The sequence below is a fragment of the Pauljensenia sp. UMB0895 genome (assembly GCF_030218905.1).
GTDB classification, from domain to species: Bacteria; Actinomycetota; Actinomycetes; order Actinomycetales; family Actinomycetaceae; genus Pauljensenia; species Pauljensenia turicensis_A.
The window spans coordinates 61101-85770 of the sequence record NZ_JASOQR010000002.1 but is presented as its reverse complement, the minus strand read 5'-3'; the positions used below and the strand labels follow the sequence as shown (position 1 = coordinate 85770).

The following is a 24670-nucleotide window of genomic DNA, read 5'->3' as shown; positions in this document are numbered from 1 at the left end:
AGACGCTGATTCTTCAACGCACGAGCTCACATGCCCCTTCAGAGTGGTGGTCCGCAATGAGACATGCGGGCCACCACTCTTTTATTCCCGAAAACTGTTCTGACAACCCTGAACACCCGATTGCTCTACCCATCACTTCCCGCTTCGCCGTAAACTGGACGAAGCTGGTAACACTGACAGACCGTGAACAGGAATGGAGCTTCACGCAATGGCTACTCCGCAACCGCTCAAAGCCCCCGCTGACTTCAAGATCGGCGTTCTCACATCAGGCGGTGATGCGCAGGGAATGAATGCGGCCGTCCGCGCCGTCGTGAGAACCGCGCTTGCCGTGGGCGCCCAACCCTATGCGGTCATGGAAGGGTGGGCCGGCGCCGTTAAAGGCGGAGATGCGATCAAGAAGCTCTGCTGGTCGGACGTCTCATCAATCCTCGCCGAGGGGGGCACGGTTATCGGTACGGCCCGGTGTCCAGAATTCCGCGATTACGAGGGCCGGCATGCGGCCGCGAAGAATCTGGTCGAACACGGTATTGACCACCTTGTCGTTATTGGTGGCGACGGCTCCCTCTCTGGCACGGATGAATTCCGAGGCGAATGGCCACAGCACATTCGCGAACTCGTTGACGAAGGCGTGCTCAGTGAAGAAGAAGCGGCAAAGCATCCGGCTCTGATGGTTGTTGGTCTTGTCGGCTCGATCGACAATGACATGGTGGGCACCGACATGACAATCGGTGCGGATACTGCACTCCATCGCATTTTGGACGCGATGGATCAGCTGACCTCCACGGCAGCATCTCACCAGCGCACCTTCGTTGTCGAGGTCATGGGTCGTCATTGTGGCTACCTCCCCCTGATGGCAGCGGTTGCCGGTGGTGCTGACTACGTGTTTACACCCGAAGATCCGGTTGGACCGGGCTGGGAAGAAGACCTCGCTGAACACCTGCGTTTGGGTCGTGAAGCAGGGCGACGCGAATCCATCGTGTTGGTCGCCGAAGGTGCAACCGACCGCGAGGGTAATGTGCTGACCACTCAACACATTGCCGATGTGATTACTGAGCGCACGGGTGAAGACGCTCGCGTGACGATCCTTGGCCACGTCCAGCGTGGTGGCTCGCCGTCAGCCTATGACCGCTGGATGTCATCGTTGCTTGGCTACGCCGCTGTTCAGGAAATGCTTTCAGCAACGCCGGAAAACACCCCGAATGTTCTGGGTGTCCGCCACAACCGCGTGACCCGTATTCCGCTGATGAAGGCGGTGCACGATACTCGTGCGGTCAAGCACCTGATTGAGGCCGGCGACTATGAAGCTGCCCAGGCTTCGCGCGGCGTTTCTTTCACGACGATGGTCGAAATTAACACGATCCTTTCGACTCCGCCTCAGCTGACGCCCGAACCTACTGAAAAGCCTCGTCGAATCGGTATCCTGCACGCTGGCGGTCTTGCGCCTGGCATGAACACGGCAGCGCGCGCGGCAGTCCGCCTAGGCATCGCTCGCGGTTGGACGATGCTGGGAATCGAAGGCTCGTGGAAGGGCTTGGCCGATAACGCGGTCAAAGAACTGACCTGGGCTGACGTTGAAGGCTGGGCGTTCAAGGGTGGCGCGGAACTCGGCACGAGGCGCGATGTCCCCGAAGTTGAGCAGTTCTACGCCCTGGGACGCGCTATTGAACGTAACGAATTGGATGCGCTGATTGTTATTGGCGGCCTCAACGCCTACCTTGCTGTCCACTCGATGATCTCCGAGCGTGACCGCTACCCGGCGTTCCGTATCCCGATCGTTCTGGTTCCCGCCTCCATCGACAACAATCTGCCCGGTTCGGAACTATCGATCGGTGCCGATACCGCGATCAACAATGCCACCTGGGCGCTTGACCGCATCAAGGAATCCGCCGCGGCGACCAAGCGTTGTTTCGTCGCCGAAATCATGGGACGACGTTGCGGGTACCTGACGCTGATGGCGTCACTGTCATCCGGTGCTGAGTACATCTATCTCAACGAAGATGATGTGACTCTGAATGAGATCGCTGATGACACGAAGCGCATGGTTGATTCCTTCGCTGAAGGACGTCGCCTGTTCCTGGTCCTCGTCAACGAGGCAGTGTCGAAGTACTACGACCGCGAATTCCTTGCGTCCGTGTACGAGGCAGAATCTGACGGCAAGTACGACGTGCGTCATGCGGCGCTCGGCCACCTGCAACAGGGGGGTTCGCCCAGCCCGTTCGACCGTCTGCTGGCAACGCGTCTTGCTCACCGCGCGCTCGACCACATCAACAACCAGTTCAATCGTGGCGAATCCGAGGGCGTGTACATCGGTCAGGTGCGCAACCAGATCGAAGCTCGCCTGGTGAAGAACATGTTTGAGGATCTGGATATCCGCAATCGTCGTCCGTTCGATCAGTGGTGGCGAGAGCTCAGCCCGGTTCAGCGCATCGTTTCGATGAAGGATTCGGGTAAGCCCGCTGTCGAGATTTCCATCGCAGACGCAGATCCCGAGTAAGACATCGCCGAATCGTCTGATTCGACCAAAACTGTTTTTTCATTCAAGAACCGCGAACTCATCGCAGATCCATTGATACAGGAGAATTCATGACTGACAATCCGGTCGTTGACCCCACAATGACTCCCGCGTGGGAAGCACTGGACGGACGTGCCGACGCTTTTGACCCGGATCTTCGCGCTTGGTTCGGAGCTGATCCGAACCGTGCAACTCGCTGGACGATTGACGGCGCCGACCTGCACGTTGATTTTTCGAAGAACCTGATTGACGAAGGCGTGCTTGCTGACCTGCTGGCTCTTGCTGAGCAGACTGGCGTCTACGACCTGCGCGATCGCATGTTCGCCGGTGAGCACATCAACGTCACCGAAGACCGCGCTGTTCTGCATACCGCGTTGCGTCGCCCGGCAACCGACGAGCTGACCGTTGACGGCCAGGATGCGATCGCGGACGTTCACGAGGTTCTGAACGAGGTCTACGACTTCGCAGAGCGCGTTCGCTCCGGCGAGTGGACCGGTATTACCGGCAAGCCGGTTGAAACGGTTGTCAACGTTGGTATCGGTGGCTCGGACCTGGGCCCGGTCATGGCCTACGAGGCCCTGAAGCCCTTTGTCCAGGATGGTCTTGAATGCCGTTTCATCTCGAACATTGATCCGACCGACGCGGGTGAGACCACGAAGGATCTCGATCCGGAAACCACCCTGGTTATTGTTGCGTCGAAGACATTTACGACGCTTGAAACGATCACGAACGCCAAGGTTGTGCGCGACTGGTTCCTCGGCGCCCTGCGCGACCGTGGCATCGTTATCGACGAGGCAACCGAGAAGGGCGCCATCGCCAAGCACTTCGTCGCCGTGTCCACCGCTCTGGACAAGGTCGCTGAGTTCGGCATCGACCCGAACAATGCTTTCGGCTTCTGGTCCTGGGTTGGTGGCCGCTACTCCGTGGATTCCGCTGTCGGCACCTCGCTGGCAATCGCGATCGGCCCGGATGGCTTTGCTGAATTCCTTGAGGGCTTCAACGCGATGGACGTTCACTTCGCCACCGCGAAGCCGGAAGAAAACCTGCCTATCCTCATGGGCATGCTGAATGTCTGGTACTCGAACTTCCTCGGTGCCGACACACACGCTGTCTTGCCGTACTCGCAGTACTTGCACCGCTTCCCGGCCTACCTTCAACAGCTGACCATGGAGTCGAACGGCAAGTCCGTCCGGCGCGATGGTGCTCCCGTCACCTACGAGACCGGCGAGGTCTTCTGGGGCGAACCGGGAACCAACGGTCAGCATGCCTTCTACCAGCTGATTCACCAAGGCACCCGCATGGTTCCCGCCGACTTCATTGCCTTCGCTAATCCGGCGTGGCCCCTGAAGGATGGCGAGGCTGACATGCACGAGCTGTTCCTGTCGAACTTCCTGGCTCAGACGAAGGCTCTGGCATTCGGCAAGACCTCGGACGAGGTTCGCGCCGAGGGCACCCCGGAGGCCATCGTTTCGGCTCGCGTCTTCACCGGTAATCGGCCGACCACGTCGATCATGGCACCGGCCCTGACCCCGCGTGTTCTTGGCGAACTGATTGCTCTCTACGAGCACATCACCTTCGTCCAGGGCGCCGTCTGGGGCATCGATTCCTTCGACCAGTGGGGCGTAGAGCTAGGCAAGGTCCTGGCCAAGCAGATCTTGCCGGCCATCGAAGGTGACTCGGCTGCACTCGACGCGCAGGATGCCTCCACGAAGGCTCTCATCGAGTACTACCGCGCGAACCGCAAGTGACCCTTCTCAGCTTAAGTGCTGCGCCGGTTTGACGGCTGTGCGTGACAAGCGCAGCGCCACAGTTTTGGCCTCGTTGATTTCATTATCGACGAGGCCGAAACTTTATTGTCGCTCTCTCCCTTCATAGCCGGGAGTGAGCGGGGAGCACCTATCCCCAGGCGCTCACGGAAATGTGGGGCGCATCTTGTGAAGCGGAAGCGTCCGACTTCTTCTTGTCGAATTTCTTGGATTTCTTGGACTTTGATTCGCCCTCATTCGTATCTTGGGATCCCGCGTCACCCGACTTCTCGTGGGCATGAGATGACAGAACCTCAGGAGTGAGCGAAGCCGAAAGACGATCTTTCGCAGCATCGACATCAAAATCGGCTTGTGGCCATGTGGGGTTAATGCCTTCGAGCGTACGGACAAGGATCTCTTGGACTGCCAAGCGTGCATACCACTTGTGGTCGCCAGGAATGACATACCACGGAGCAATACGCGTCGAGGTCCGGCGAATCACTTCGGAATAGGCGTCTTGGTAGGCGCTCCAGTTGTCGCGAGTATCGAGATCACCCGTGGAGAACTTCCAGTGCTTATCTGGGCGCTCCAAGCGCTCCATCAGACGTTCCCCCTGTTCTTCATAGGAGACGACCAAGCAGACTTTAATGATCTTCATCCCGGCTCGAACGGCTTCTAATTCCATCTCGTAGATATCGTGATAGCGACGGTTTAGCTCATCCTCATCAGCGGTGAAGATAGATTCTTGGTTGGCGTTACGCGCGGAGGTGGGAACCAGAAGATCCTCATAGTGCGAGCGGTCAAAAACACCGATGTATCCCGGGCGGGGGAAGTGTGGGCGGACACGCCAAAGGAAATCGTGGGCACGCTCTTCTTCCGTGGGGGCTTTGAATGCTTTCAGAGCAACACCCTGCGGATCCACTTGCCCGATGACGTGGCGAACGATTCCGCCCTTACCAGCCGTGTCTAAACCCTGAAGGATCAACAGAACTGAATCCGACGCACCTTCCTTCGACGCGGCATACAGGCGTTCTTGGAGTTCAGAAAAATCAACTGCCCGCTTAGCCATCGCTTTCAACGCCTTCTTTTTGCTTGCGCCCCAACCGGGCGTGGCGTCACGAATGAAGGAATTCAGGTCGAACGCCTCAGAGGCAACCAGCAGATCGCGCGGATCACCCGTCCAATACTTCGACGGCCCAGACACGTAGGTCATGGTGTCTTCAGGTGACTCCTGACCTGTGTTTTCTTTCGATTCCATGATGACCTCCACCGCATGACCTCGACGCAACCTAGAAAATGCAAGGCTCGAAAACGAATGTACGTATGTGCAACTCTAATCATGGTCTAGATCACGTGCTTGCGTATATGAAAAGTAGGACTGCTAGCCCTGTTTTCCCACGCCGAAAGCGTTTAGGCTTGGAACGTCAGTATGTGGCGAAACCGCCACCAGGCGACGGCGAACACCGCCGACGCACACAAACTAAGAAGGAGTGCCGAATCATGGCAGAACCTCGCATCGTTACCGTCACCGGCGCCGCCGGCAACATTGGCTACGCCCTGCTTTTCCGTATTGCCTCCGGCCAGCTGTTCGGTCCCGATGTCCCCGTCAAGCTCAACCTTCTTGAGATCCCCCAGGGCGTGAAGGCCGCTGAGGGCACCGCAATGGAGCTCGATGACTGTGCATTCCCGACCCTTGCCGGCGTTGAAATCTTCGACGATGCCACCAAGGCATTCGAAGGTGCCAACGTTGCCTACCTCGTTGGCGCAATGCCGCGTCGGGCGGGCATGGAGCGCGCAGACCTGCTGGAAGCCAACGCAGGCATCTTCGGCCCGCAGGGCAAGGCTATCAACGATGGCGCAGCAGACGACATCCGCGTCCTCGTCGTTGGCAACCCGGCCAACACCAACGCCACCATTGCTCAGAACGCTGCTCCGGATGTTCCGGCATCCCGCTTCACCGCAATGATGCGCCTTGACCACAACCGTGCAGTTGCTCAGCTGGCCCACAAGACCGGCGCAGCAGTTGCCGACATTAAGGACGTTGTCGTGTGGGGCAACCACTCCGCAGACCAGTACCCGGACGTTTCCTACGCGACCGTTGCTGGCAAGAAGGCTGCTGACCTGGTTGACGAAGCATGGCTCTCTGAGACCTACCGTCCGGTTGTCGCAAAGCGTGGCGCCGCCATCATCGAAGCTCGTGGCGCATCCTCAGCAGCATCGGCTGCAAACGCAGCAATCGATCACATGTACTCTTGGATCCACGGCACCCCCGAGGGTGAATGGGTCACTGCGGGCGTCATGTCCGACGGCACCCACTACGACGTCCCAGCAGGCCTCTGCTTCGGCTTCCCGGTCACCTCTGACGGTGGCGAGTGGCAGATTGTCGACGGTCTGGAGATCTCCGAGGCAACTCGCGCAGGCATCGATCACAACATCAAGGCTCTGCAGGAAGAGTATGACGCAGTGAAGGCTCTCGGTTTCATCAAGTGAGCCTGTAGGCCCCGCGCTCGGGGCTGAGGCGGCCGCGGATCCTCGTGATCCCCGGCCGCCTCGTCGTGTCCGGGCCTCGCCTTCGCGGATCGGGAGACCCGAGGGCCCCGGGGAGACGCCCCGGCGGATTTCCGCAACCGGGTTCGATGTGCACATTTGTGGGCGGCGCGCACTCGGCAACGCATGAGCGTGAGGGGACCCCTCGCACCTGTGCGCATTCCCAGCGCGACCCCGTGCGCGGTGGCTAGGATGAACCTATCGCGAAGGAGCGGAGCCACCCGGGCGCCGCCTAGGATCGATGAGGAGGCCACCGTGGGTCTAAGAATCGTTCTCGCCGCCGATTCCGCTGGCGTCGAGTACAAGGATGTCCTGAAGAAGGATCTCGAAGCAGATCCGCGCGTCGACGAGGTCATTGACGCCGGCCTTAAGCCCGGAGAGGACGTCGACTACCCGCACGTCGCCGTCGCCGCCGCCCGCATGATCGCGGACGGGAAGGCCGATCGCGGTCTCTTCGTCTGCGGTACCGGCATGGGCGTCGCGATGGCCGCGAACAAGGTCCCCGGGATCCGCGCCTCGGTCGCGCATGACTCCTTCTCCGTTGAGCGCCTCATCCTCTCGAACAACGCGCAGGTCCTCACCTTCGGCGCCCGCGTCATCGGGCTCCAGCTGGCCCGGCGCCTCGCGAAGGAGTGGCTCGGCTACACCTTCGACGAGACCTCCGCCTCCGCCCCCAAGGTCGCTGCCCTCGAGGCCTACGACCGTGACCCCGACTTTCAGTTCGTCGGCTGCTGAAGCCCCCAGAACCTGGGACCGCTCGTTTGCGAGCACGAGCAGTCCCGGCGCCCTCCCCAGGGCATCGCTCGCGACCACCCCATCTGACAGCAGGGCGAGGGCCTCGAGGACGAGGCCGACCCCCGAATCTTCAAGGATGAAGACCACCTGACGCAGCACTCGCCATCGGTTCGAACATGAACCTCTTCTGGCTCCTCATGGCCGCCGCCGGCGGCGTGTTCGGCACGATGATCGGCGCGAACTACGCCTTCTCGTTCACCGGCGTGACGATTCTCCTCGGCTTCGGCGTCGCCGCGGCCACCGGCTCTACCACAGTTCTCGATTACGTCTCCTTCGGCCCCGCCTTCGGCCCGCACATCGCCTTCGCGGGTGGCGTCGCCGCCGCGGCCTACGCCGCGAAGAAGGGCTACCTCAAGTCCGGCGGAAAGGACATCAACAGCCCGCTCGCCGGCCTCGGCAAGCCCGACGTGCTCCTCATCGGCGCCCTCTTCGGCGTCGGCGGCTACCTCTTCCAGAAGCTCGTCGCCCTCGTCCCGTGGTTCGGCACGCACACCGACTCGGTCGCCTTCACCGTGGTCTGCTCCGGCATCCTCGTCCGCGTAATCTTCGGCAAGACCGGCGTCTTCCACTCGATCACGAAGCCCGAGGGCACGACCCGCTGGCTCGACTGGCAGGAGACCCCCGGCCAGCTCCTCACCGTCTCCGCCTTCGCGGGTCTCTTCGCCTCCGGCATCGCGACGATGCTCGTCGGCTACATCGCCCCGAACAGCGCGAACGGCGACGTCATCATCGCGAACGCCCAGGCGATCCCCTTCGGGATCTCCGCGCTCTGCATCTTCTTCGTCGCCGGTGGCCTGAAGTTCCCGGTCACGCATCACATGACGATCTCGGCCGGCCTCGCCGCCGTCCTCTTCTTCAACGCGACCGGCTCCGGAATGCTCGCTGTCCTTGTCGGCACCTGCTTCGGCGTTCTCGCGGGCTTCGCCGGCGAGTACTTCGCCCGCTGGACCTACGCCCACGGCGACACGCACATCGATCCGCCCGCCGGCGTCATCTGGCTGATGAACACCCTCGCGGTCTCCGCCGCCGCCCTCGTCGCCTGAACGGCGACCCGAACCGACCGAAAGGAACGCCGTGTCCGCCACAGCCCTCACCGCCTGGCCCGAGCGCCTCTACGACGCGTACGTCTTCGACATGGACGGGACCATCTACCTCGGCGACCACCTCCTCCCCGGGGCGAAGCGCCTCATTGAGGAGCTGCGGCGGCGCGGCATCCCGGTCCGCTTCCTCTCGAATAACCCGACGAAGGATCCCGAGCAGTACGTCGAGAAGCTCGAACGGCTCGGACTGCCGACCCCGGTCGAGGAGATCGCCAACACGGTCGTCACGACGACCCGCTGGCTCCTCGAGAACAAGCCCGGCGCCGTCGTCTTCCCGATCGCCGAGGAGCCCCTCATCCGTGCCTTCCACGAGGCAGGCATCGAGATGAGCGACGATCCGGAGAAGATCGATGTCGTCGTCGCCTCCTACGACCGGACCTTCGACTACCGCAAGCTCCAGATCGCCTTCGACGCGATCTGGTTCCACAAGCGCGCGACCCTCATCGCGACCAACCCCGACCGCTTCTGCCCGTTCCCGGGTGGACGCGGAGAACCCGACTGTGCGTCGATCATTGCCGCCATCGAGGCGTGCACGAACACGACGTGCGAGATGGTCGTCGGCAAGCCCGATCCCGTCATGGCCGAGGCCGCCCTCGGCAATACGGATGTCGACCCGACCCGATGCGTGATGGTCGGCGACCGCATCATGACCGACATCAAGATGGCCGTGAACACCGGCATGTTCTCGGCCATGCCCCTCACGGGGGAATCCACCCTCGAGGAGGCGCTCGCCCTCCCCGAGGCCGAGCGCCCCACCCACGTCCTCGACCGCGTCGACCGCCTCATCCCGAAGGTACTCTGGGACGAGATCGGCTGGACCGAGGAAAACGACCCCATCGTCTGAGCGCCCCGAGCGCCCCACTCCAACAGCACCCGAGCCGCAGTGCCGCGGCAGACAAGAAAGAGACCAAGAAATGGTTGCACCCGGATACGAAGGCCCGTTCGTCATGGGATTCGACTACGGTACGGAGTCGTGCCGAGCCGCGATCTTCGACCTCGCCGGACACCCGATCGCCTTCGCGGCGACCCCCTACAAGACCCACCACCCCCGCCCCGGCCAGGCCGAGCAGAGCCCCGCCGACTGGTGGAATGCCCTCGTCGCCTCGACCCGCAAGGTCCTCGACGAGACCGGCATCCCCGCTCGCCACATCGCCGGCATCTCCTACGACGCGACGACGATGACCGTCGTCGCCATGGATCGGAACGGCCGTGAGCTGCGCAACGCGATCATGTGGATGGACGTCCGCGCGACCGAGCAGTCCGCCCGCGCCGAAACGATCGATCACTGGGCGCGCCTCTACAACGGCGGCGGCACGATGCCCGCGACCGCCGAGTGGTACCCCTTCAAGGCCGCGTGGCTCAAGGAGAACGAGCCTGAGACCTACAAGAACGCCTACCGCCTCGTCGACGCGCCCGAGTGGCTCACCTACAAGCTCACCGGCGAGTGGACGCTCAACATCAACTCCGCGGCCCTGCGCATGTACTACAACCGCGATAAGGGCGGCTGGCCGGTCGAGTTCTACGAGCACATCGGCTGCGGCGACGTCTTCGAGAAGATCCCCGAGAAGATCTACGATCTAGGCCACCCGATCGGTGGCCTCTCGATCTCCGCCGCCCAGGAGCTCGGCCTCCTCCCCGGCACTCCGGTTGCCCAGGGCTGCGCCGACGCGTGGGCTGGCCAGATCGGCCTCGGCGTCGTCTCGCCCGGCAAGACCGCCGTCATCACCGGCTCCTCGCACGTCATCACGGGCCAGTCCGGCAACCCGCTCCACGGCGAGGGCTTCTTCGGCGGATACACCGACGGCGTCATCCCCGGCCAGTACACGTGCGAGGGAGGTCTCGTCTCCTCCGGATCCGTGCTCAAGTGGTTCAAGGACAACTTCTGCCGCGACCTCACGGGCGCGGCCGAGCGCCTCGGCATGAACCCCTACAAGATCCTCGACGAGCGAGTCGCCGACATCCCGGTCGGCTCCAACGGGCTCATCATCAACGAGTACTTCCAGGGCAACCGCACCCCTTACACCGACTCCAAGGCCCGTGGCATCATGTGGGGCCTCACCCTCGGCACGACGCCCGAGCAGGTCTACCACGCGATCGAGGAGGCCGTCTGCTACGGCACCGCGCACGTCCTCAAGGCCTTCAAGGACGCGGGCTTCGAGTCGACCGAGCTCGTCGCCTGCGGCGGCGCCACGAAGTCGCGCGACTGGATGCAGATGCACTCCGACGTCACGGGCCTGCCCATCACGCTCACCGAGGTCGGGGACGCCGTCGTCCTCGGTTCGTGCATGCTCGCCGCCGTCGGCTCGGGCCAGTACCAGTCGATCGAGGACGCGGCCCGCAACATGGTCCGCGAGACTGCGCGCATCGAGCCCCGCCCCGACGTTCACGAGGAGTACCAGTTCTACCTCGAGAAGTACATGGAGACCTACCCGCAGATGCAGGACCTCTCGCATCAGATGATCGATCACCTCGCGTGACCGGCAAGGAGTGAAGAAGAAATGTCGCAAGAACTCATCGAACAGGCGCTGAAGACGGCCACCGAGACGAAGGACATCGTCTTCGGCACGGACGTCCTTGACAAGACGGGCGAGCTCTTCGTCCGCATGTTCCCCGGAGCGAGGGTCCTCGTCGTCGCCGACGGCAACACCTTCGCCGCAGCCGGCGAGGCGGTCGTCGCCTCCCTGAAGGCCGCGGGGATCGAATTCGCGGAGGAACCCTACGTCTTCCCCGGCACCCCGACCCTCTACGCGGGCTACGAGAACGTCGAGAAGCTCCGCGAGCACATCCGCCCCCTCGAGAACACGGTTGTCTGCTCGATAGCCTCGGGCACGCTCAACGACATCGCGAAGCTCGCCTCGGGCGAGCTCGGCCGCAAGTATATGAACGTCTGCACCGCGCCCTCGGTCGACGGTTACGCCGCCTTCGGCGCGTCGATCTCGAAAGACGGCTTCAAGATCACCCGTTCCTGCCCTGCGCCGACCGCTCTCGTCGCCGATCTGCGCGTCATCGCCGCGGCTCCCCAGCGCCTCATCGCCACCGGCTACGGCGATCTCATCGAGAAGATCCCCGCGGGCGCCGACTGGATACTCGCCGACGAGCTCGGCATCGAACCGATCGACGACTACGTGTGGTCTCTCGTCCAGGGCCCGCTCCGCGGCGCCCTCGCCGATCCCGAGCGCATCGGCGCGGGCGACGCCGAGGCCATCACCGGACTCGCGGAGGGCAACATCATGTCCGGCCTCGCGATGCAGGCCGCCCAGTCGTCGCGCCCGGCCTCGGGCGCCGGCCACCAGTTCTCCCACGTGTGGGAGATGGAGGGCCACGGCCTCGACTGGGAGCCGCCGCTCTCGCACGGCATGAAGGTCGGCGTCGGCACCGTCGCCTCCTGCGCGATCTGGGAGGAGGCCCTCAAGATCGACATGGATGCCCTCGACGTTGACGCGATCGTCGCGGCCGCGAAGACCGACAAGGAGATCGAGGCGAAGGTCCGCGGCCTCCTCATCCCGCGTATCGCCGATGAGGCCGTCAAGCACTCCATCGAGAAGAACCTCCAGGGCGACGAACTGCGCGCCCGCATCGCCGCCATCCGCGAGGCCTGGCCCCGCATCGTCGCGCGAGTGAAGGACCAGCTCATCACCGCGGACGAGGCCGTCGACCGACTGAAGAAGGTCGGCGCCCCGTACCACCCGGAGATGATCGGCATCGACATGGCGCGCTTCCGCGAGACGCACATCAAGGCCCAGACCATCCGCAATCGCTACACCGTGCTCGACCTGCTCACCGACCTCGGGATGCTCGACGAGGTCGTCGAGCGCCTCTTCTCCGAGGACGGCTACTGGGGCCGTCACGCCCACAAGGAGGCCTGAGACCCGTCGGCGCGCCCACCGCCCATCACTCGGCGGCGGGCGCGCCGACTCCGCGGGCTCACAGGGGCCCGCTCCGGCGCCCTCGCGCCGCCCGCCCCGACGGGGCGGGCCCGTTCGACTCATGAGAAGGCGAAGAGCATGATCAAGGAAGACCTCGACATCACGTACACCATCGGCCTCGATTTCGGCACGCTCTCCGTGCGCGCCGCGGTCGTCCGCACGAGCGACGGCGAAGTGCTCGCCGACGCCGTCAGCGAATACGCGACCCCCATCATGGACAGGACCCTCGCGGTCGGCGGGGGAGCGCCCCTGCCCCCCGACTTCGCGCTCCAGGTGCCGGCCGACTACATCGCGGCGATGCGCGAGGTCGTTCCCGCAGCGATCCTCGCATCCGGCGTCGACCCCTCCCGGGTCGTCGGCATCGGCCTCGATTGCACCTCCGCCACCGTCGTCGTCACCGACGCCGACGGGAAGCCGATGTGCGAGTACCCCGAGTTCGTCGACGAGCCGCAGGCCTACCTCAAGTTGTGGAAGCACCACGGCGCCCAGGAGCAGTCCGAGCGCATCGTCGCGCTCGCGAAGGAGCGCGGCGAGGAGTGGCTCTCCCGCTACGGCGGCGTCCTCTCCGCCGAGATGCTCCTCCCGAAGACCCTCGAGATGTTCGAGAAGGCGCCTGCGCTCTACCGGGCGACCGCCGAGGTCCTCGACATCGTCGACTGGCTCACCTGGGAGCTCAGCGGCACCCTCGTCTACGCAGCCGGCGACTCCGGCTACAAGCGCATGTACCAGGACGGGAAGTACCCCGACCCCGAGTTCCTCGAGGCCCTCGCCCCCGGTTTCGGCGACGTCTTCGCCCAGAAGATGAGCCACCCGATCGTCCCGCTCGGCTCGAAGGTCGCGGGCCTCACCGAGGAGTACGCGCAGGCCTTCGGCCTGCCCGCGGGAATCGCGGTCGCCGCCGGCAACATCGACGCGCACGTCCAGTGCGTCTCCGTCGGGGCGGTGCTCCCGGGCCAGCTCACCGGCATCCTCGGGACGTCGACGTGCTGGATCCTCCCGTCCGCGACCCTCGAGGAGGTCCCTGGCGTCTTCGGTGTCGTCGACGGCGGCGTCTGCGAGGGCTACTGGGCCTATGAGGCCGGACAGTCCGCAGTCGGCGACATCTTCGCCTGGTTCATCGACCACTGCGTCCCGCAGTCCTACTTCGACGAGGCCGAGCGCCAGGGCGTGTCGATCCACCGCGTCCTCGGCAACAAGGCGGCTGAGCAGAAGGTCGGCGCGCACGGCCTCGTCGCTCTCGACTGGTGGAACGGCAACCGATCGATCCTCGTCGACTCGAATCTCACCGGCCTGATGATCGGGCAGACTCTCCGGACGAGTACCGAGGACATGTACCGCGCCCACCTCGAGTCGACGGCCTTCGGCGCACGCATGATCATCGAGAACTTCGAGGAGCACGGCGTGCCCGTGAACGAGGTGCGCGTCGCCGGCGGCCTGCTGAAGGACGCATTCCTCATGCAGATGTACGCCGACGTCACACGCCGCCCGCTCAAGACCGCGCGTACCCTGCAGGCCGGCGCGCACGGCTCCGCGATCTTCGCCTCCGTCGCCGCGGGGCTCTACGAGGATGTGCCGACCGCTGCCGAGGCGATGGGCGGAGTGTCCGAGACGGCCTACGAGCCGAACGAGGAGGCCGCTGCCGTATACGATGAGCTCTACGCCGTGTACAGGGACCTCTACGACTCCTTCGGCCGCGGCGACAACAGGATGTACTCCCTTAAGAGGTTGCGCGACCGCGCCCTCACCGGGGAGTGACCGGCTGAAGAGAGGTACGGATCCGACGTGATGGACGACGATCGGGAAATGGCTGTGCTCCGCGCGGCGCAGCTCTATTACTACGAGAACATGACGCAGGACTCGATCGCCGACCGTCTCGGTTGCACGCGCTGGACCGTCGGGCGCCTCCTCGAGGAGGCGCGCCAGTCGGGGATCGTGAGGATCACGATCAACCACCCCCGCGCGAGGGTCCGCCACCTCGAGAAGGAGCTGGCGGAGCGCTTCGGGATCTCAGAGGTCTTCGTCGTCCGCAGCCAGGACTCCGAGGCGGCGACCAGCGCCCTCGTCGCGGCGACGACGGCCGACTACATCACCGCCCAACGCCCGCTTCCGCAATCCCTCGGCATCGCCTGGGGCCGATCGCTCACCGCGGTCGCCCGGGCGATGCCCGAGGAATGGACGAGCGGCCTGGAGGTCTACCAGATGTACGGCGGCCTCGTCCGCTCGAACGACGACGAGGTGGCCGATTCGATCGGTCTCATGGCGCGTCGCGGGCAGGGCGTCGGCCACATGCTCCCCGCCCCGGCGATCGTCACGGACCCCGAGCTCAGCGTCCGACTGCTGCGCGAGCCCTCGGTCGCGGCGACTCTGGACGCCGGCCCGAGGGCCGACCTCGTCGTATTCTCGCCCGGCATCCTCGAGCCGGGGTCGGTCCTCGTCCGCTCGGGTTTCCTCACGGCGGAGGGCATGCAGAGGATGCGCGAGCTCGGCGCCGTCACCGATCTCTTCTCCCACGTCGTCGACGTTGACGGCAACGCGATCTCACCTGAGCTCGAAAAGCGCACCATCGCTGTTTCCCTCGACGCGGTGCGGACGTCGAAGCGCTCCCTCGCGATAGGCTGGGGCGAAGCGAAGGCCCTGCCCCTGGTCGTCTCCTTGCGGATCGGAATCGCGAACGCCCTCATCGTCGACGAGAAGGGGGCCCTCGCGATGCTCCGCGAGGCCGACCGCCTCCGCGACTGAGGGCCGGGCGGTCCGACCCGATCTCGTCCGCCTCCGCTAATCTGTACCCATGAGTGAATCGACCGTAGAAAACACGAAGCTTGTCATCACGCTGTCCTGCCCGGATCAGCCGGGTATTGTCCACGCGGTGACGGGTGTGATCGGCAGTGTGAACGGCAATATTATTCAGTCCCAGCAGTTCGGGGATCCGGATTCGGGACTGTTTTTCATGCGTATTGAGGTTGACTCGCCGGTCGGTCGAGGTCCCGTCGAAGAAGGTCTGGCGAAGGTTGCGAAGACTTTTGATGCGACCTGGCATATTGATGCCCTCGGTCGTCGCCTGCGTACGGTCATCATGGTGTCGCGCGAGGGCCACTGCCTGACTGACTTGCTCTACCGTCAGCGTAGCCAGGGCCTGCCGATCGAGGTTGTCGCGGTCGTGGGTAACCACCCGGATCTTGCTCCCGTTGCTCAGTTCTACGGCGTTCCCTTCCTGAATATTCCGGTGACGAAGGAAACGAAGGCTGACGCTGAGCGTGAGTTGCTCAACCTGGTCCGCTCGGAAAAGGTGGAGCTAGTTGTTCTGGCACGCTACATGCAGATTCTGTCTGAGAAGGTCTGCGAAGAAATGCAGGGGCGCGTCATCAATATTCACCACTCGTTCCTGCCGTCGTTCAAGGGTGCTCGCCCGTACGCGCAGGCGCATGATCGTGGCGTGAAGCTCATTGGTGCGACCGCACACTACGTGACCGCCGACCTGGACGAGGGCCCGATCATCGAGCAGGACGTCACGCGCGTGACGCACGCCGACTCCACGCCGGACATGGTGGCGCTTGGCCAGGATGTGGAGCGTCGCGTTTTGGCTCAGGCAGTCCGTTGGCACGCCGAGCGTCGCGTCCTTATGGACGGCACGCGAACCGTGGTGTTCTCCCGCTAGTTTTCGTCTATTCCCCAGGCGGATGCGTGACGCACGCACTGCTGAGGAATTGATTCACGAGGCCGAGACCGCTTCTCGCTGGTGAGTGTGAGCGACGGTTTCGGCTTTCGCCACATCCGCCCCATAGCAGGCTGGGAGTGCCTAGATGGAGGTGGCCTCGTACGTGGGAAGGCAGTGCGCGAACTGGTCGCTTCGCGATATGGTGGATGAGTCGTGACTGGCGAACAGGTGGGAAACCACCGGGGAGCGATGAACAGGCACCATAGCCGCCCGCCTGGGCTAAGGCGCCGACCGAGAAATCGGCAGTTCAAGGAGCAGGAGAACCCAATGGATTCCCTTAATGACATGACCCTTGCCCAGCTGGATCCCGAGATTCAGGCTGTGCTCGACGCTGAACTGGCACGTCAGCGGGCGACCCTCGAAATGATTGCGTCAGAGAACTTCGTCCCGCGCGCAGTCCTAGAAGCGCAGGGATCCGTGTTGACGAACAAGTACGCGGAAGGCTACCCGGGTCGTCGCTACTACGGTGGCTGTGAAGCCGTTGACGTCGCAGAAAACCTTGCGATCGAGCGCGCACAACAGGTCTTCAAGGGTGCCGACTTCGTCAACGTTCAGCCACACGCCGGCGCGCAGGCAAACGCTGCAGCCCTGATGGCGATGGCAAACGTGGGCGACACGATTCTTGGCCTGTCCCTCGCTCACGGCGGTCACCTGACCCACGGCATGAAGATCAACTTCTCCGGCAAAAACTACAACGCGGTGGCCTACGAGGTCGACCGTCAGACCATGCGTATCGAGGCTGAGCAGGTGCGCGAAGCTGCTCTGCGTGAGCGCCCCAAGGTCATCATCGCCGGCTGGTCCGCCTACCCGCGTCATCTGGACTTTGCGGCATTTCGTGAGATCGCTGACGAGGTCGGCGCAGCACTCTGGGTCGATATGGCACACTTCGCCGGCCTTGTCGCAGCAGACCTGCACCCCAGCCCAGTCCCGCACGCTGACGTTGTCACCACTACCGTCCACAAGACGATCGGTGGCCCGCGTTCGGGCATGATTCTGTCGTCTCGTGGCGAGCAGTGGGGCAAGAAGATTAACTCCGCAGTCTTCCCCGGCCAGCAGGGCGGTCCGCTCATGCACGCGATTGCCGCAAAGGCAATCGCCATGAAGGTCGCGCAGACCGAAGAATTCAAGGATCGTCAGCGTCGCACTCTCGAAGGTGCTCAGCTACTGGCTGATCGTCTCAATGCAGACGATGCGAAAGCAGCCGGCATCAAGTTGGTCACCGGTGGTACCGACGTTCACTTGGTCCTCGTTGACCTCGTCGAATCGAAGCTGGACGGTCGCGACGCAGAAGATCTTCTGCACGAGGTCGGCATTACCGTCAACCGCAACGCAGTTCCCTTTGATCCGCGTCCCCCGATGCGCACCTCCGGTCTGCGTATCGGCACGCCGGCTCTAGCAACCCGTGGCTTCGACGCCAAGGACTTCGCTGAGGTCGCCGACATCATCGGCACCACGCTGGTTCAGGGGGCATCGGGCGCATCGGTTGACGTTGACGGCCTGTGCGCACGCGTGAAGGCTCTGACCGACGCTCGTCCGCTCTACGTTGGACTTGGCGAATGAGGGCTCCCTGGGAAGGGCCCGCTAAGGTCCTCGACGGTGCGGGTACAGCTGCCACAATCAAGGCGGAACTTGCCCAGCGTGTGAAGAATCTCCGCGCTCGTGGTGTTGTGCCCGGCCTTGGCACGATCCTCGTCGGTGAAGATCCCGGTTCGGTGTCCTACGTTGCGGGCAAGCACCGCGACTGCGCTGAAGTGGGTATCGAATCCATCCGCGTTGACCTGCCGGAAACGGCTTCGCAGGCTGAAATTGAAGCAGCGATTGACCAGTTGAATGCTGACCCGGCATGCACGGGCTACATCGTTCAGTTGCCACTGCCGAAGGACATCGACCAGAACGCGATCCTAGAACGCATTGATCCTGCGAAGGACGCAGATGGCCTGCACCCGATGAACCTTGGTCGCTTGGTTCTTCGTGGCTCTGGGCCGATCGATACTCCGCTTCCGTGCACGCCTCGCGCCGTCATCGAACTGATGGAACGACACGGCATTGACCTTCGTGGCAAGGATGTGTGCGTTGTTGGTCGCGGTGTCACTGTTGGCCGTTCGATTGGTTTGCTACTGATCCGCAAGGAAATCAATGCAACCGTCACCGTCTGCCACACCGGCACGAAGGATCTTGCTGCTCACGTGCGTCAGGCGGACGTTGTCGTGGCCGCAGCGGGTAGTGCTGGACTGATCACCAAAGACATGGTGAAGCCGGGCGCAGTAGTGCTCGATGTTGGTGTATCCCGCGTTGAAGGTGAAGATGGTAAGGCTCGCCTGCGCGGCGACGTTGCAGACGGTGTTGACCAGGTCGCATCGTGGTTGTCCCCGAACCCGAAGGGCGTAGGTCCCATGACTCGCGCGCTCCTGGTGACGAACGTTGTCGAGGCAGCAGAGCGCCTCGCGTAACTGTTTGTGGTGGTGGGGTGGAGCCTTGGCGTTGAGGCTCCGCCCCAGTGCCACATATGTTGGAGTTGAAGATAGTGAGTTCATTGAATCCGTCAGTCACATCTGAAGTTGGTGCGCTGAAGACAGTCCTCGTTCACCGTCCCGGTAACGAAATGTCGCGTATTACGCCAACGAACATGGAAGAACTCCTCTTCGATGACGTGATCTGGTTGGAGCGCGCCCAAGAAGAACACGATGCGATGACCTCAAAGATGCGTCGTCATGGCATCGAGGTTCTTGATTTTTCGACTCTTTTGACTGAAGCCCTCGAAGTTCCAGGCGGTCGTGATGAAGCCCTGGAACTCGTTTTCACCGATAAAACGGTTGGTCCTGCAGCTTTGGATTCACTCCGCGCTTTTACAGCCGGACTGGATTCGTCTCACCTTGCCGAGATCTTGATTGCCGGCATGACGAAGCGTGAGCTTTTAGAACAGATCGATGAACCGAAGTCCGCCTGGATCTCCGGAATGGACTTGGATGACTTCATTCTTGCCCCGTTGCCGAACCACCTGTTCACTCGTGACACCTCGTCGTGGATCGGCGGGGGAGTTGCGGTTTTGTCTATGCGGAAACAGGCTCGTCGTCGCGAAACGATCAACCAAGAGATCGTCTACCGGTTGCACCCGCGTTTCGCTGATCTCAACATCCCCTTCTGGAATCACGGGACTCTTGACGGCCAGGCCACAATCGAAGGTGGCGACATCATTAACGCTGGAAACGACACACTGATTATTGGCGCCTCAGAACGTACGACTGCACAGGGAATTGAACGTCTTGCTCGCAGGCTTTTTGCCGGCGAAGTAGCGTCCACCGTGATTGTTTTGCAGATCGAAAAGAAGCGTGCTCAGATGCACCTCGACACGATTTTCACGATGCTCGATGAAGCAACATTTACTGCCTATGCCGGGTTGGGGAAGGTTCGTACTCAGGTGATTCGCCCCGGTGCTGCTGGCGAATTGGATATCACCGTTCACGAAGCTGATGAGATGTATGACGTCATCGCTGCCGGATTGGGATTCGATTCCATCCGCGTGCTGACGGTCCCCACGGATTCCTTGACCGCCGAACGCGAACAGTGGAATGACGGTTCGAATCTCCTTGCCCTAGAGCCCGGTGTCGTCATGTCATACGAACGAAATACGGTGTCGAACGACTACTTCTCGGACCAGGGTTTCGAGGTCATTACGATCCCCGGTAATGAACTTGGTCGCGGACGTGGCGGGGCGCACTGCATGACTTGCCCGATTGTGCGCGATACTTTACCCGCACGCGTTTAACGTTTGACGCCTCGAACGTTCAACGTTCCTACTCTCAGACCTACACAATCTCACAAGGAGCATCCATGCCTCACGCTCTTCATGGTCGTCCGTTCCTCCGCGAAATCGACTTCACTCCTGCCGAATGGCTGTCTTTGATTGATCTGGCAGCTGAACTCAAAGCCGCGAAGAAGAATGGTACCGAGGTTCAGCACCTCAAGGGGCGCAATATTGCGCTGATCTTCGAGAAGACGTCGACGCGCACGCGTTGCTCCTTCGAGGTGGCAGCTTTCGATCAGGGGGCACACACCACCTATCTAGATCCTTCCGGTTCGCAGATGGGACACAAGGAGTCGACTGCTGATACCGCTCGCGTTCTGGGTCGCATGTTTGACGGTATCGAATACCGCGGTGATGAGCAGGAAAAGGTTGAGGTTCTTTCGGAGCTCTCCGGTGTTCCGGTGTGGAATGGTCTGACCGATGACTGGCATCCGACTCAGATGCTCTGCGATTCACTGACCATGCGTGAACACGCTGGTAAGCCTCTGAATCAGGTGTCCTACGCCTACGTTGGTGATGCTCGTTTCAACATGGGTCGGTCCCTGCTGGTCAATGGCGCGTTGATCGGAGCTGATGTCCGCATTGTTGCGCCGCGTGAACTTTGGCCGGATGAAGAATGCATCGCTCACGCACGCCGTATTGGCGAAGAAACCGGTGCGAAGGTGACGGTGACCGACAACGTTGATGAAGGTGTTGCGGGTGTTGACTTCGTCCACACTGACATTTGGGTGTCGATGGGTGAGCCGAAAGATGTCTGGAATGAACGCATCGAGATGCTACGTGACTACCAGGTGAATGCTTCGCTGATGGAAAAGGCTGGCCCGCAGGCAAAGTTCATGCACTGCCTGCCGGCGTATCACGATCGTAAGACCGTGATCGGTGAGCAGCTGTTTGAAGCCACCGGTATGGATGGTATCGAAGTGACCGACGAGGTCTTCGAAGGAGGCGCTTCGATCGTCTTCGATCAGGCAGAAAACCGTATGCACACGATCAAGGCGGTCATGGTTGCCACGCTGGGCGACTGACACCCTGCCGAATTCAACGCACAAGGGATAAGCGTGAAGATTACAAGCATTAACCTGAACGGGATCCGCGCAGCGGTAAAACGTGGTTTTCTTGATTGGATTGCGGTCGAAGACCCGGATGTTCTGCTGATGCAGGAAGTGCGCGCCGATACTCAGATCACCGAAGACATCTTGGGGCAAGAGTGGTTGCTTGCCACCGAGCCGTGTCGCATCAAAGGTCGCGCGGGTGTTGCGATTGCAGTGCGACGAGGCCGTGCAACCCTAGATGATGTTCGCGCAGGGTTGGGGGACTCGGACACTGACGTTGACTCTGGGCGTTGGATTGAAGCCGTTGTCACCGCGGACTCTCAGAGTGTTCGTGTTGTGTCCGCATACTTCCATTCGGGTGAAAAGGATACGCCGAAGCAAGAAGCGAAGATGGCTCATCTGCCTCGCATTGGCGAGCGCATGGCTGAGATTCTTGCGTCGGGTGAAAAGGCTGTCGTCTGCGGTGACTACAACGTTGTTCGCTCACGTCAGGACATAAAGAACTGGACGCCGAACCACAATAAACGTGCGGGTGTCTTGGACGAGGAAATCGTATTCTTAAACGATTGGGTCGATGCCGGCTGGCATGACGTTGTTCGTGACCTAGCCGGTGACGTGCAGGGGCCGTACACGTGGTGGTCGTGGCGAGGCAAAGCCTTCGATAACGACACGGGCTGGCGCATCGACTATCACTATGCAACTCCGACTCTGGCATCGACCGCGACTGCATTCGCGATCGGGCGCGCTCAGGCTTACGACCAGCGATTCTCTGATCATGCACCACTCACCGTGACCTACCAGGTTTGACCGCTAGGGCTGTCGTGGGTCCTGGAAGGGAATCTTCTGGATTTCTTTTCAACTCGAGCATGAAACAAGCGAAGTGGGGGAACACCATCTGGTGTTCCCCCACAGTCGTATTCAGCTTGCCCGGCCTCGTGAACTAACGGCGGAGGGCAGTTACTTGATCGTCTGCCACTCCAAGTCACGGCTTGCCGAATACAACGGGTCGGGGCGAACTTCCCCGGAAATCGGGTGGTGTGGCCAGAGCAGTGTTCGCGGATCCGAGCAGGTGATGTAGTTCGGGCGTTCTGTGAAATGGACTTCGTCAGCATCCGCGGGCTTTCCGGGTGCCGGCGGGTTTGCCATCCACGCGCATGCCATCAGGAAAGCTCTCATTTGTAGGTTGATCCAGAGGATCAGCGTGATGATGGAAGCACCCGCCGCAAGGAGTGGGCTCGACGAAGCGCTGACTGCAGACGTGCCAAGAATTCGTAGCACGATCGATGCGACTGAGATGATTGCCAGCCCCCAGATCAGGTCTTTGCGCGGAGGATGAACGCGTGCGACAACCCAGATGAGAAGCCATGTGACCAGCGCATAGACGACGAAAGCGACCACGTAGGAAGCAATTTTCAGCAGGCCGGTGGCAACGGGTCCGGAAGACAAACCAATCGTGCCTAGGATCCACTGGCCACCAAGATCGACGACAATGCCAAGGCCGGCGCCCAGAATGATGGAGAGCGCAAGGCCGAGTGCCCCCAGCGCGTTACGCAGAATCTGTATCACCGGATTGTCGGGGACCGTGGGGATCGCGAACATTTTGCGAATCGAATTCGCGAGCTGTCCAATCACGCCGATGGCACTCCACGCCATGATCGCAAGAGCGATGATGCCGGTGATCGACACGGCTCCGGTCATCACGAAATCATCGGGGCTGACCATGCCGTTCGGGTTGTCATCTGTTTGGATCAGGGATGGGATGGCATGCGCAATCGCATCGAAGAATGCGGTGCGGAGCTCCTGATTGTCGCCGATGATCGACAGGAAAACAGTGACAAGAACGGTCAAAGCGGCGGTCAATGACAGGATTGCGGTCAGGGCCATGCCTGAAGAAATTAGGTTGCCGGAGACCCCGTTGTAGCGTGCGAGCATGCGCGCCAGGCGCGTATGTGCCCACCAGGCGCCAAGTTGGGCGACCTTATCGCCCAGGGTCGGGGCGCGGAGCGCGTCGCCGAGACGCGGGGGTGCGGAAGTGGGGATGGCATCCTCTTGTGTTTGAGGGGACGAGGCCGCCTGTTCTTTGGTCATGTACTCACCGTAACGGTGGTGGATGAATGGACACAACGAACGTGACGGATCCCTTTAGTGAGGGGGTGAAGAGATTAGAGTGTGGCTGCTTCGAAGTCGAATAGGGCCATGGTGGAGTACATACCTCGTTCATCGACTTTGTCGAGGCGGAATCCGGGGACAATCCACGAGGCTTCGAAGGTATCGCCGATATCTTCGGCCAAGTCAAGCACAGGATCCTCAAGACCCTGCGCCAAGGTGACGTGCGGGTGGTAGGGGAAACGTTGCTCGATGTTCAGTGGACCAGTGCGGACTTCGTCGGCGAGGCTTTCACATTCACGTGCACCGTGATCCACATTGAGGAAGGCAACCGGTGAAATCGGACGGAATGAGCCACTGCCTTTGAGGGTCAGGCGGAAGGGGCGGTGGTGTTTTGCCACTTCACGCAGGTGACGAATGACTTCGGGACGCTCGCCCGAGGGGAACGGCGTCGGCGGAAGGATCGTAATGTGCGCCGGCACCATCGACCCTTGAAGATCTCCGAGGTTCAAGCGAAGTTCTGTCAGCTGTGTGACCCACGGCTCCGGGATTGCAACAACGACACCGAGCCAGTCTTGGCCGGGGGAACGCTGAGGAAGAAACATTACAATGCCTAGGGTAGATGGTGAACAAGCGGAGTAGCTGTTGACAAGCCTACGTGAGCAACGCATATGCCCGCTAACCCACTTCGGTCCGCGTGGTGTGCAACGCCTTATACGTCATTGTGTGGACGCTAATGGCAGAATCGACGTATGACGTCTTCATCCACGTGGCTTGTTGTTGGCCTTGGTAATCCGGGGGAGCAGTATGCTGCGACCCGTCACAATGTCGGTCAGTTGACCGAAGATGTGTTGCTCCAACGTACAGGTGCATCGTGGTCATCTCATCGAAGTGGCACCCACGTAGCGGATGTGCGTCTTGGAATTCTTCCTGGTGGTGTGCCCGGCCCGAAGGTTGTGCTTGCAAAGTCGGATTCCTATATGAACACCTCGGGTGGCCCGGTTGGCCGACTGATGAAGTTCCTTGGAATCGATGCCGGTCATCTTCTAGTCATTCACGACGATCTGGATCTTCCGGCGCATGAGCTTCGCTTGAAAAAGGGCGGTGGCGAAGGTGGCCACAACGGGTTGAAGTCCATTTCTCAGGTCCTTGGAACGAAGGACTATCATCGCCTGCGTATTGGTATCGGTCGCCCGCCGGGCAGGCAGGCCCCCGCAGACTTTGTTCTTGCTCGTCTGAGCGCCAAAGACCGCCCCGAATGGGACGTGACCTTTGAAAATGCTGCCGATGTTGTCGAATCCATCGTGACAAACGGTTTTGCTCCGACTCAGATGGCTCTGCACTCAGCGAACTCAGGGAAGTAAAGA

Annotated in this window: 20 protein-coding genes and 1 riboswitch; of the genes, 17 read left to right on the top strand and 3 right to left on the bottom strand. The window is 61.6% G+C overall.

From position 1 onward, the window contains the following. Positions 1–208 precede the first annotated feature (208 nt). A complete protein-coding gene (locus tag QP503_RS01740; protein WP_285101095.1) occupies positions 209–2494 on the top strand; it encodes a 6-phosphofructokinase in 2286 nt (761 codons plus the stop codon). A gap of 89 nt (positions 2495–2583) precedes the next feature. Further along, positions 2584–4260 (top strand): glucose-6-phosphate isomerase, encoded by a 1677-nt coding sequence (pgi, locus tag QP503_RS01735; protein WP_285101093.1) that lies wholly within the window; start codon positions 2584–2586, stop codon positions 4258–4260. A gap of 148 nt (positions 4261–4408) precedes the next feature. Here the strand turns inward: pgi and QP503_RS01730 are convergent, their stop codons facing one another. Beyond that, positions 4409–5515 carry a PPK2 family polyphosphate kinase gene (locus QP503_RS01730; RefSeq protein WP_285101091.1) on the bottom strand — a complete coding sequence of 369 codons (1107 nt, stop codon included), beginning with the start codon at positions 5513–5515 and terminating at the stop codon, positions 4409–4411. Between the two features lie 242 nt (positions 5516–5757). On the opposite strand from QP503_RS01730, the gene QP503_RS01725 reads away from it, so the two are divergent. The 14 genes from QP503_RS01725 (at position 5758) to QP503_RS01660 (ending at position 22004) form a co-directional block, all read left to right on the top strand. Beyond that, complete coding sequence (locus QP503_RS01725) at positions 5758–6747, top strand: malate dehydrogenase (RefSeq protein WP_103631723.1); 990 nt, start codon at positions 5758–5760, stop codon at positions 6745–6747. A gap of 312 nt (positions 6748–7059) precedes the next feature. Continuing rightward, positions 7060–7539, top strand: a complete 480-nt coding sequence (locus QP503_RS01720) for a ribose-5-phosphate isomerase (RefSeq protein WP_006681423.1) — start codon at positions 7060–7062, stop codon at positions 7537–7539. Positions 7540–7715: 176 nt separating this feature from the next. Next, positions 7716–8642, top strand: coding sequence for a DUF7973 family transport facilitator (locus QP503_RS01715; protein ID WP_285101089.1), 927 nt, complete (start codon positions 7716–7718; stop codon positions 8640–8642). 31 nt (positions 8643–8673) lie between these two features. Next, positions 8674–9543 (top strand): HAD-IIA family hydrolase, encoded by an 870-nt coding sequence (locus QP503_RS01710; RefSeq protein ID WP_006681421.1) that lies wholly within the window; start codon positions 8674–8676, stop codon positions 9541–9543. Positions 9544–9613: 70 nt separating this feature from the next. After that, entirely contained in the window at positions 9614–11176 is a 1563-nt protein-coding gene (locus QP503_RS01705) for an FGGY-family carbohydrate kinase (protein ID WP_006681420.1), read from the top strand. A gap of 21 nt (positions 11177–11197) precedes the next feature. Continuing rightward, positions 11198–12565 carry a sn-glycerol-1-phosphate dehydrogenase gene (locus QP503_RS01700; RefSeq protein ID WP_006681419.1) on the top strand — a complete coding sequence of 456 codons (1368 nt, stop codon included), beginning with the start codon at positions 11198–11200 and terminating at the stop codon, positions 12563–12565. Positions 12566–12703: 138 nt separating this feature from the next. Further along, on the top strand, positions 12704–14380 hold the full coding sequence (locus QP503_RS01695) for a ribulokinase (RefSeq protein ID WP_103632047.1): 1677 nt from the start codon (positions 12704–12706) through the stop codon (positions 14378–14380). Between the two features lie 30 nt (positions 14381–14410). Further along, positions 14411–15364 (top strand): sugar-binding transcriptional regulator, encoded by a 954-nt coding sequence (locus tag QP503_RS01690; RefSeq protein ID WP_285101173.1) that lies wholly within the window; start codon positions 14411–14413, stop codon positions 15362–15364. A 49-nt stretch (positions 15365–15413) separates the two neighbouring features. Then, positions 15414–16280 (top strand): formyltetrahydrofolate deformylase, encoded by an 867-nt coding sequence (gene purU / locus QP503_RS01685; RefSeq protein WP_103632045.1) that lies wholly within the window; start codon positions 15414–15416, stop codon positions 16278–16280. 203 nt (positions 16281–16483) lie between these two features. Beyond that, positions 16484–16567: riboswitch (ZMP/ZTP riboswitch) on the top strand. A gap of 40 nt (positions 16568–16607) precedes the next feature. Next, positions 16608–17900 carry a serine hydroxymethyltransferase gene (glyA, locus tag QP503_RS01680; protein ID WP_103632044.1) on the top strand — a complete coding sequence of 431 codons (1293 nt, stop codon included), beginning with the start codon at positions 16608–16610 and terminating at the stop codon, positions 17898–17900. Next, positions 17897–18790, top strand: a complete 894-nt coding sequence (locus QP503_RS01675; RefSeq protein ID WP_103632043.1) for a bifunctional methylenetetrahydrofolate dehydrogenase/methenyltetrahydrofolate cyclohydrolase — start codon at positions 17897–17899, stop codon at positions 18788–18790. The genes glyA and QP503_RS01675 overlap by 4 nt, the downstream gene beginning before the upstream one ends. An 83-nt stretch (positions 18791–18873) precedes the next feature. Continuing rightward, a complete protein-coding gene (locus tag QP503_RS01670; protein ID WP_181002097.1) occupies positions 18874–20106 on the top strand; it encodes an arginine deiminase in 1233 nt (410 codons plus the stop codon). Between the two features lie 65 nt (positions 20107–20171). Further along, complete coding sequence (gene argF, locus QP503_RS01665) at positions 20172–21170, top strand: ornithine carbamoyltransferase (protein WP_103632041.1); 999 nt, start codon at positions 20172–20174, stop codon at positions 21168–21170. Positions 21171–21197: 27 nt separating this feature from the next. Then, positions 21198–22004, top strand: coding sequence for an exodeoxyribonuclease III (locus QP503_RS01660; protein WP_103632040.1), 807 nt, complete (start codon positions 21198–21200; stop codon positions 22002–22004). Between the two features lie 150 nt (positions 22005–22154). On the opposite strand, the gene QP503_RS01655 is transcribed toward QP503_RS01660, so the two are convergent. Both QP503_RS01655 and QP503_RS01650 read right to left on the bottom strand, forming a co-directional pair. Continuing rightward, a complete protein-coding gene (locus QP503_RS01655; protein ID WP_103632039.1) occupies positions 22155–23285 on the bottom strand; it encodes a YhjD/YihY/BrkB family envelope integrity protein in 1131 nt (376 codons plus the stop codon). A 74-nt stretch (positions 23286–23359) separates the two neighbouring features. Continuing rightward, a complete protein-coding gene (locus tag QP503_RS01650; protein WP_103632038.1) occupies positions 23360–23908 on the bottom strand; it encodes a 2'-5' RNA ligase family protein in 549 nt (182 codons plus the stop codon). Between the two features lie 147 nt (positions 23909–24055). On the opposite strand from QP503_RS01650, the gene pth reads away from it, so the two are divergent. After that, a complete protein-coding gene (gene pth, locus QP503_RS01645) occupies positions 24056–24667 on the top strand; it encodes an aminoacyl-tRNA hydrolase (RefSeq protein ID WP_103632037.1) in 612 nt (203 codons plus the stop codon). The last annotated feature ends 3 nt before the right edge of the window (positions 24668–24670 follow it).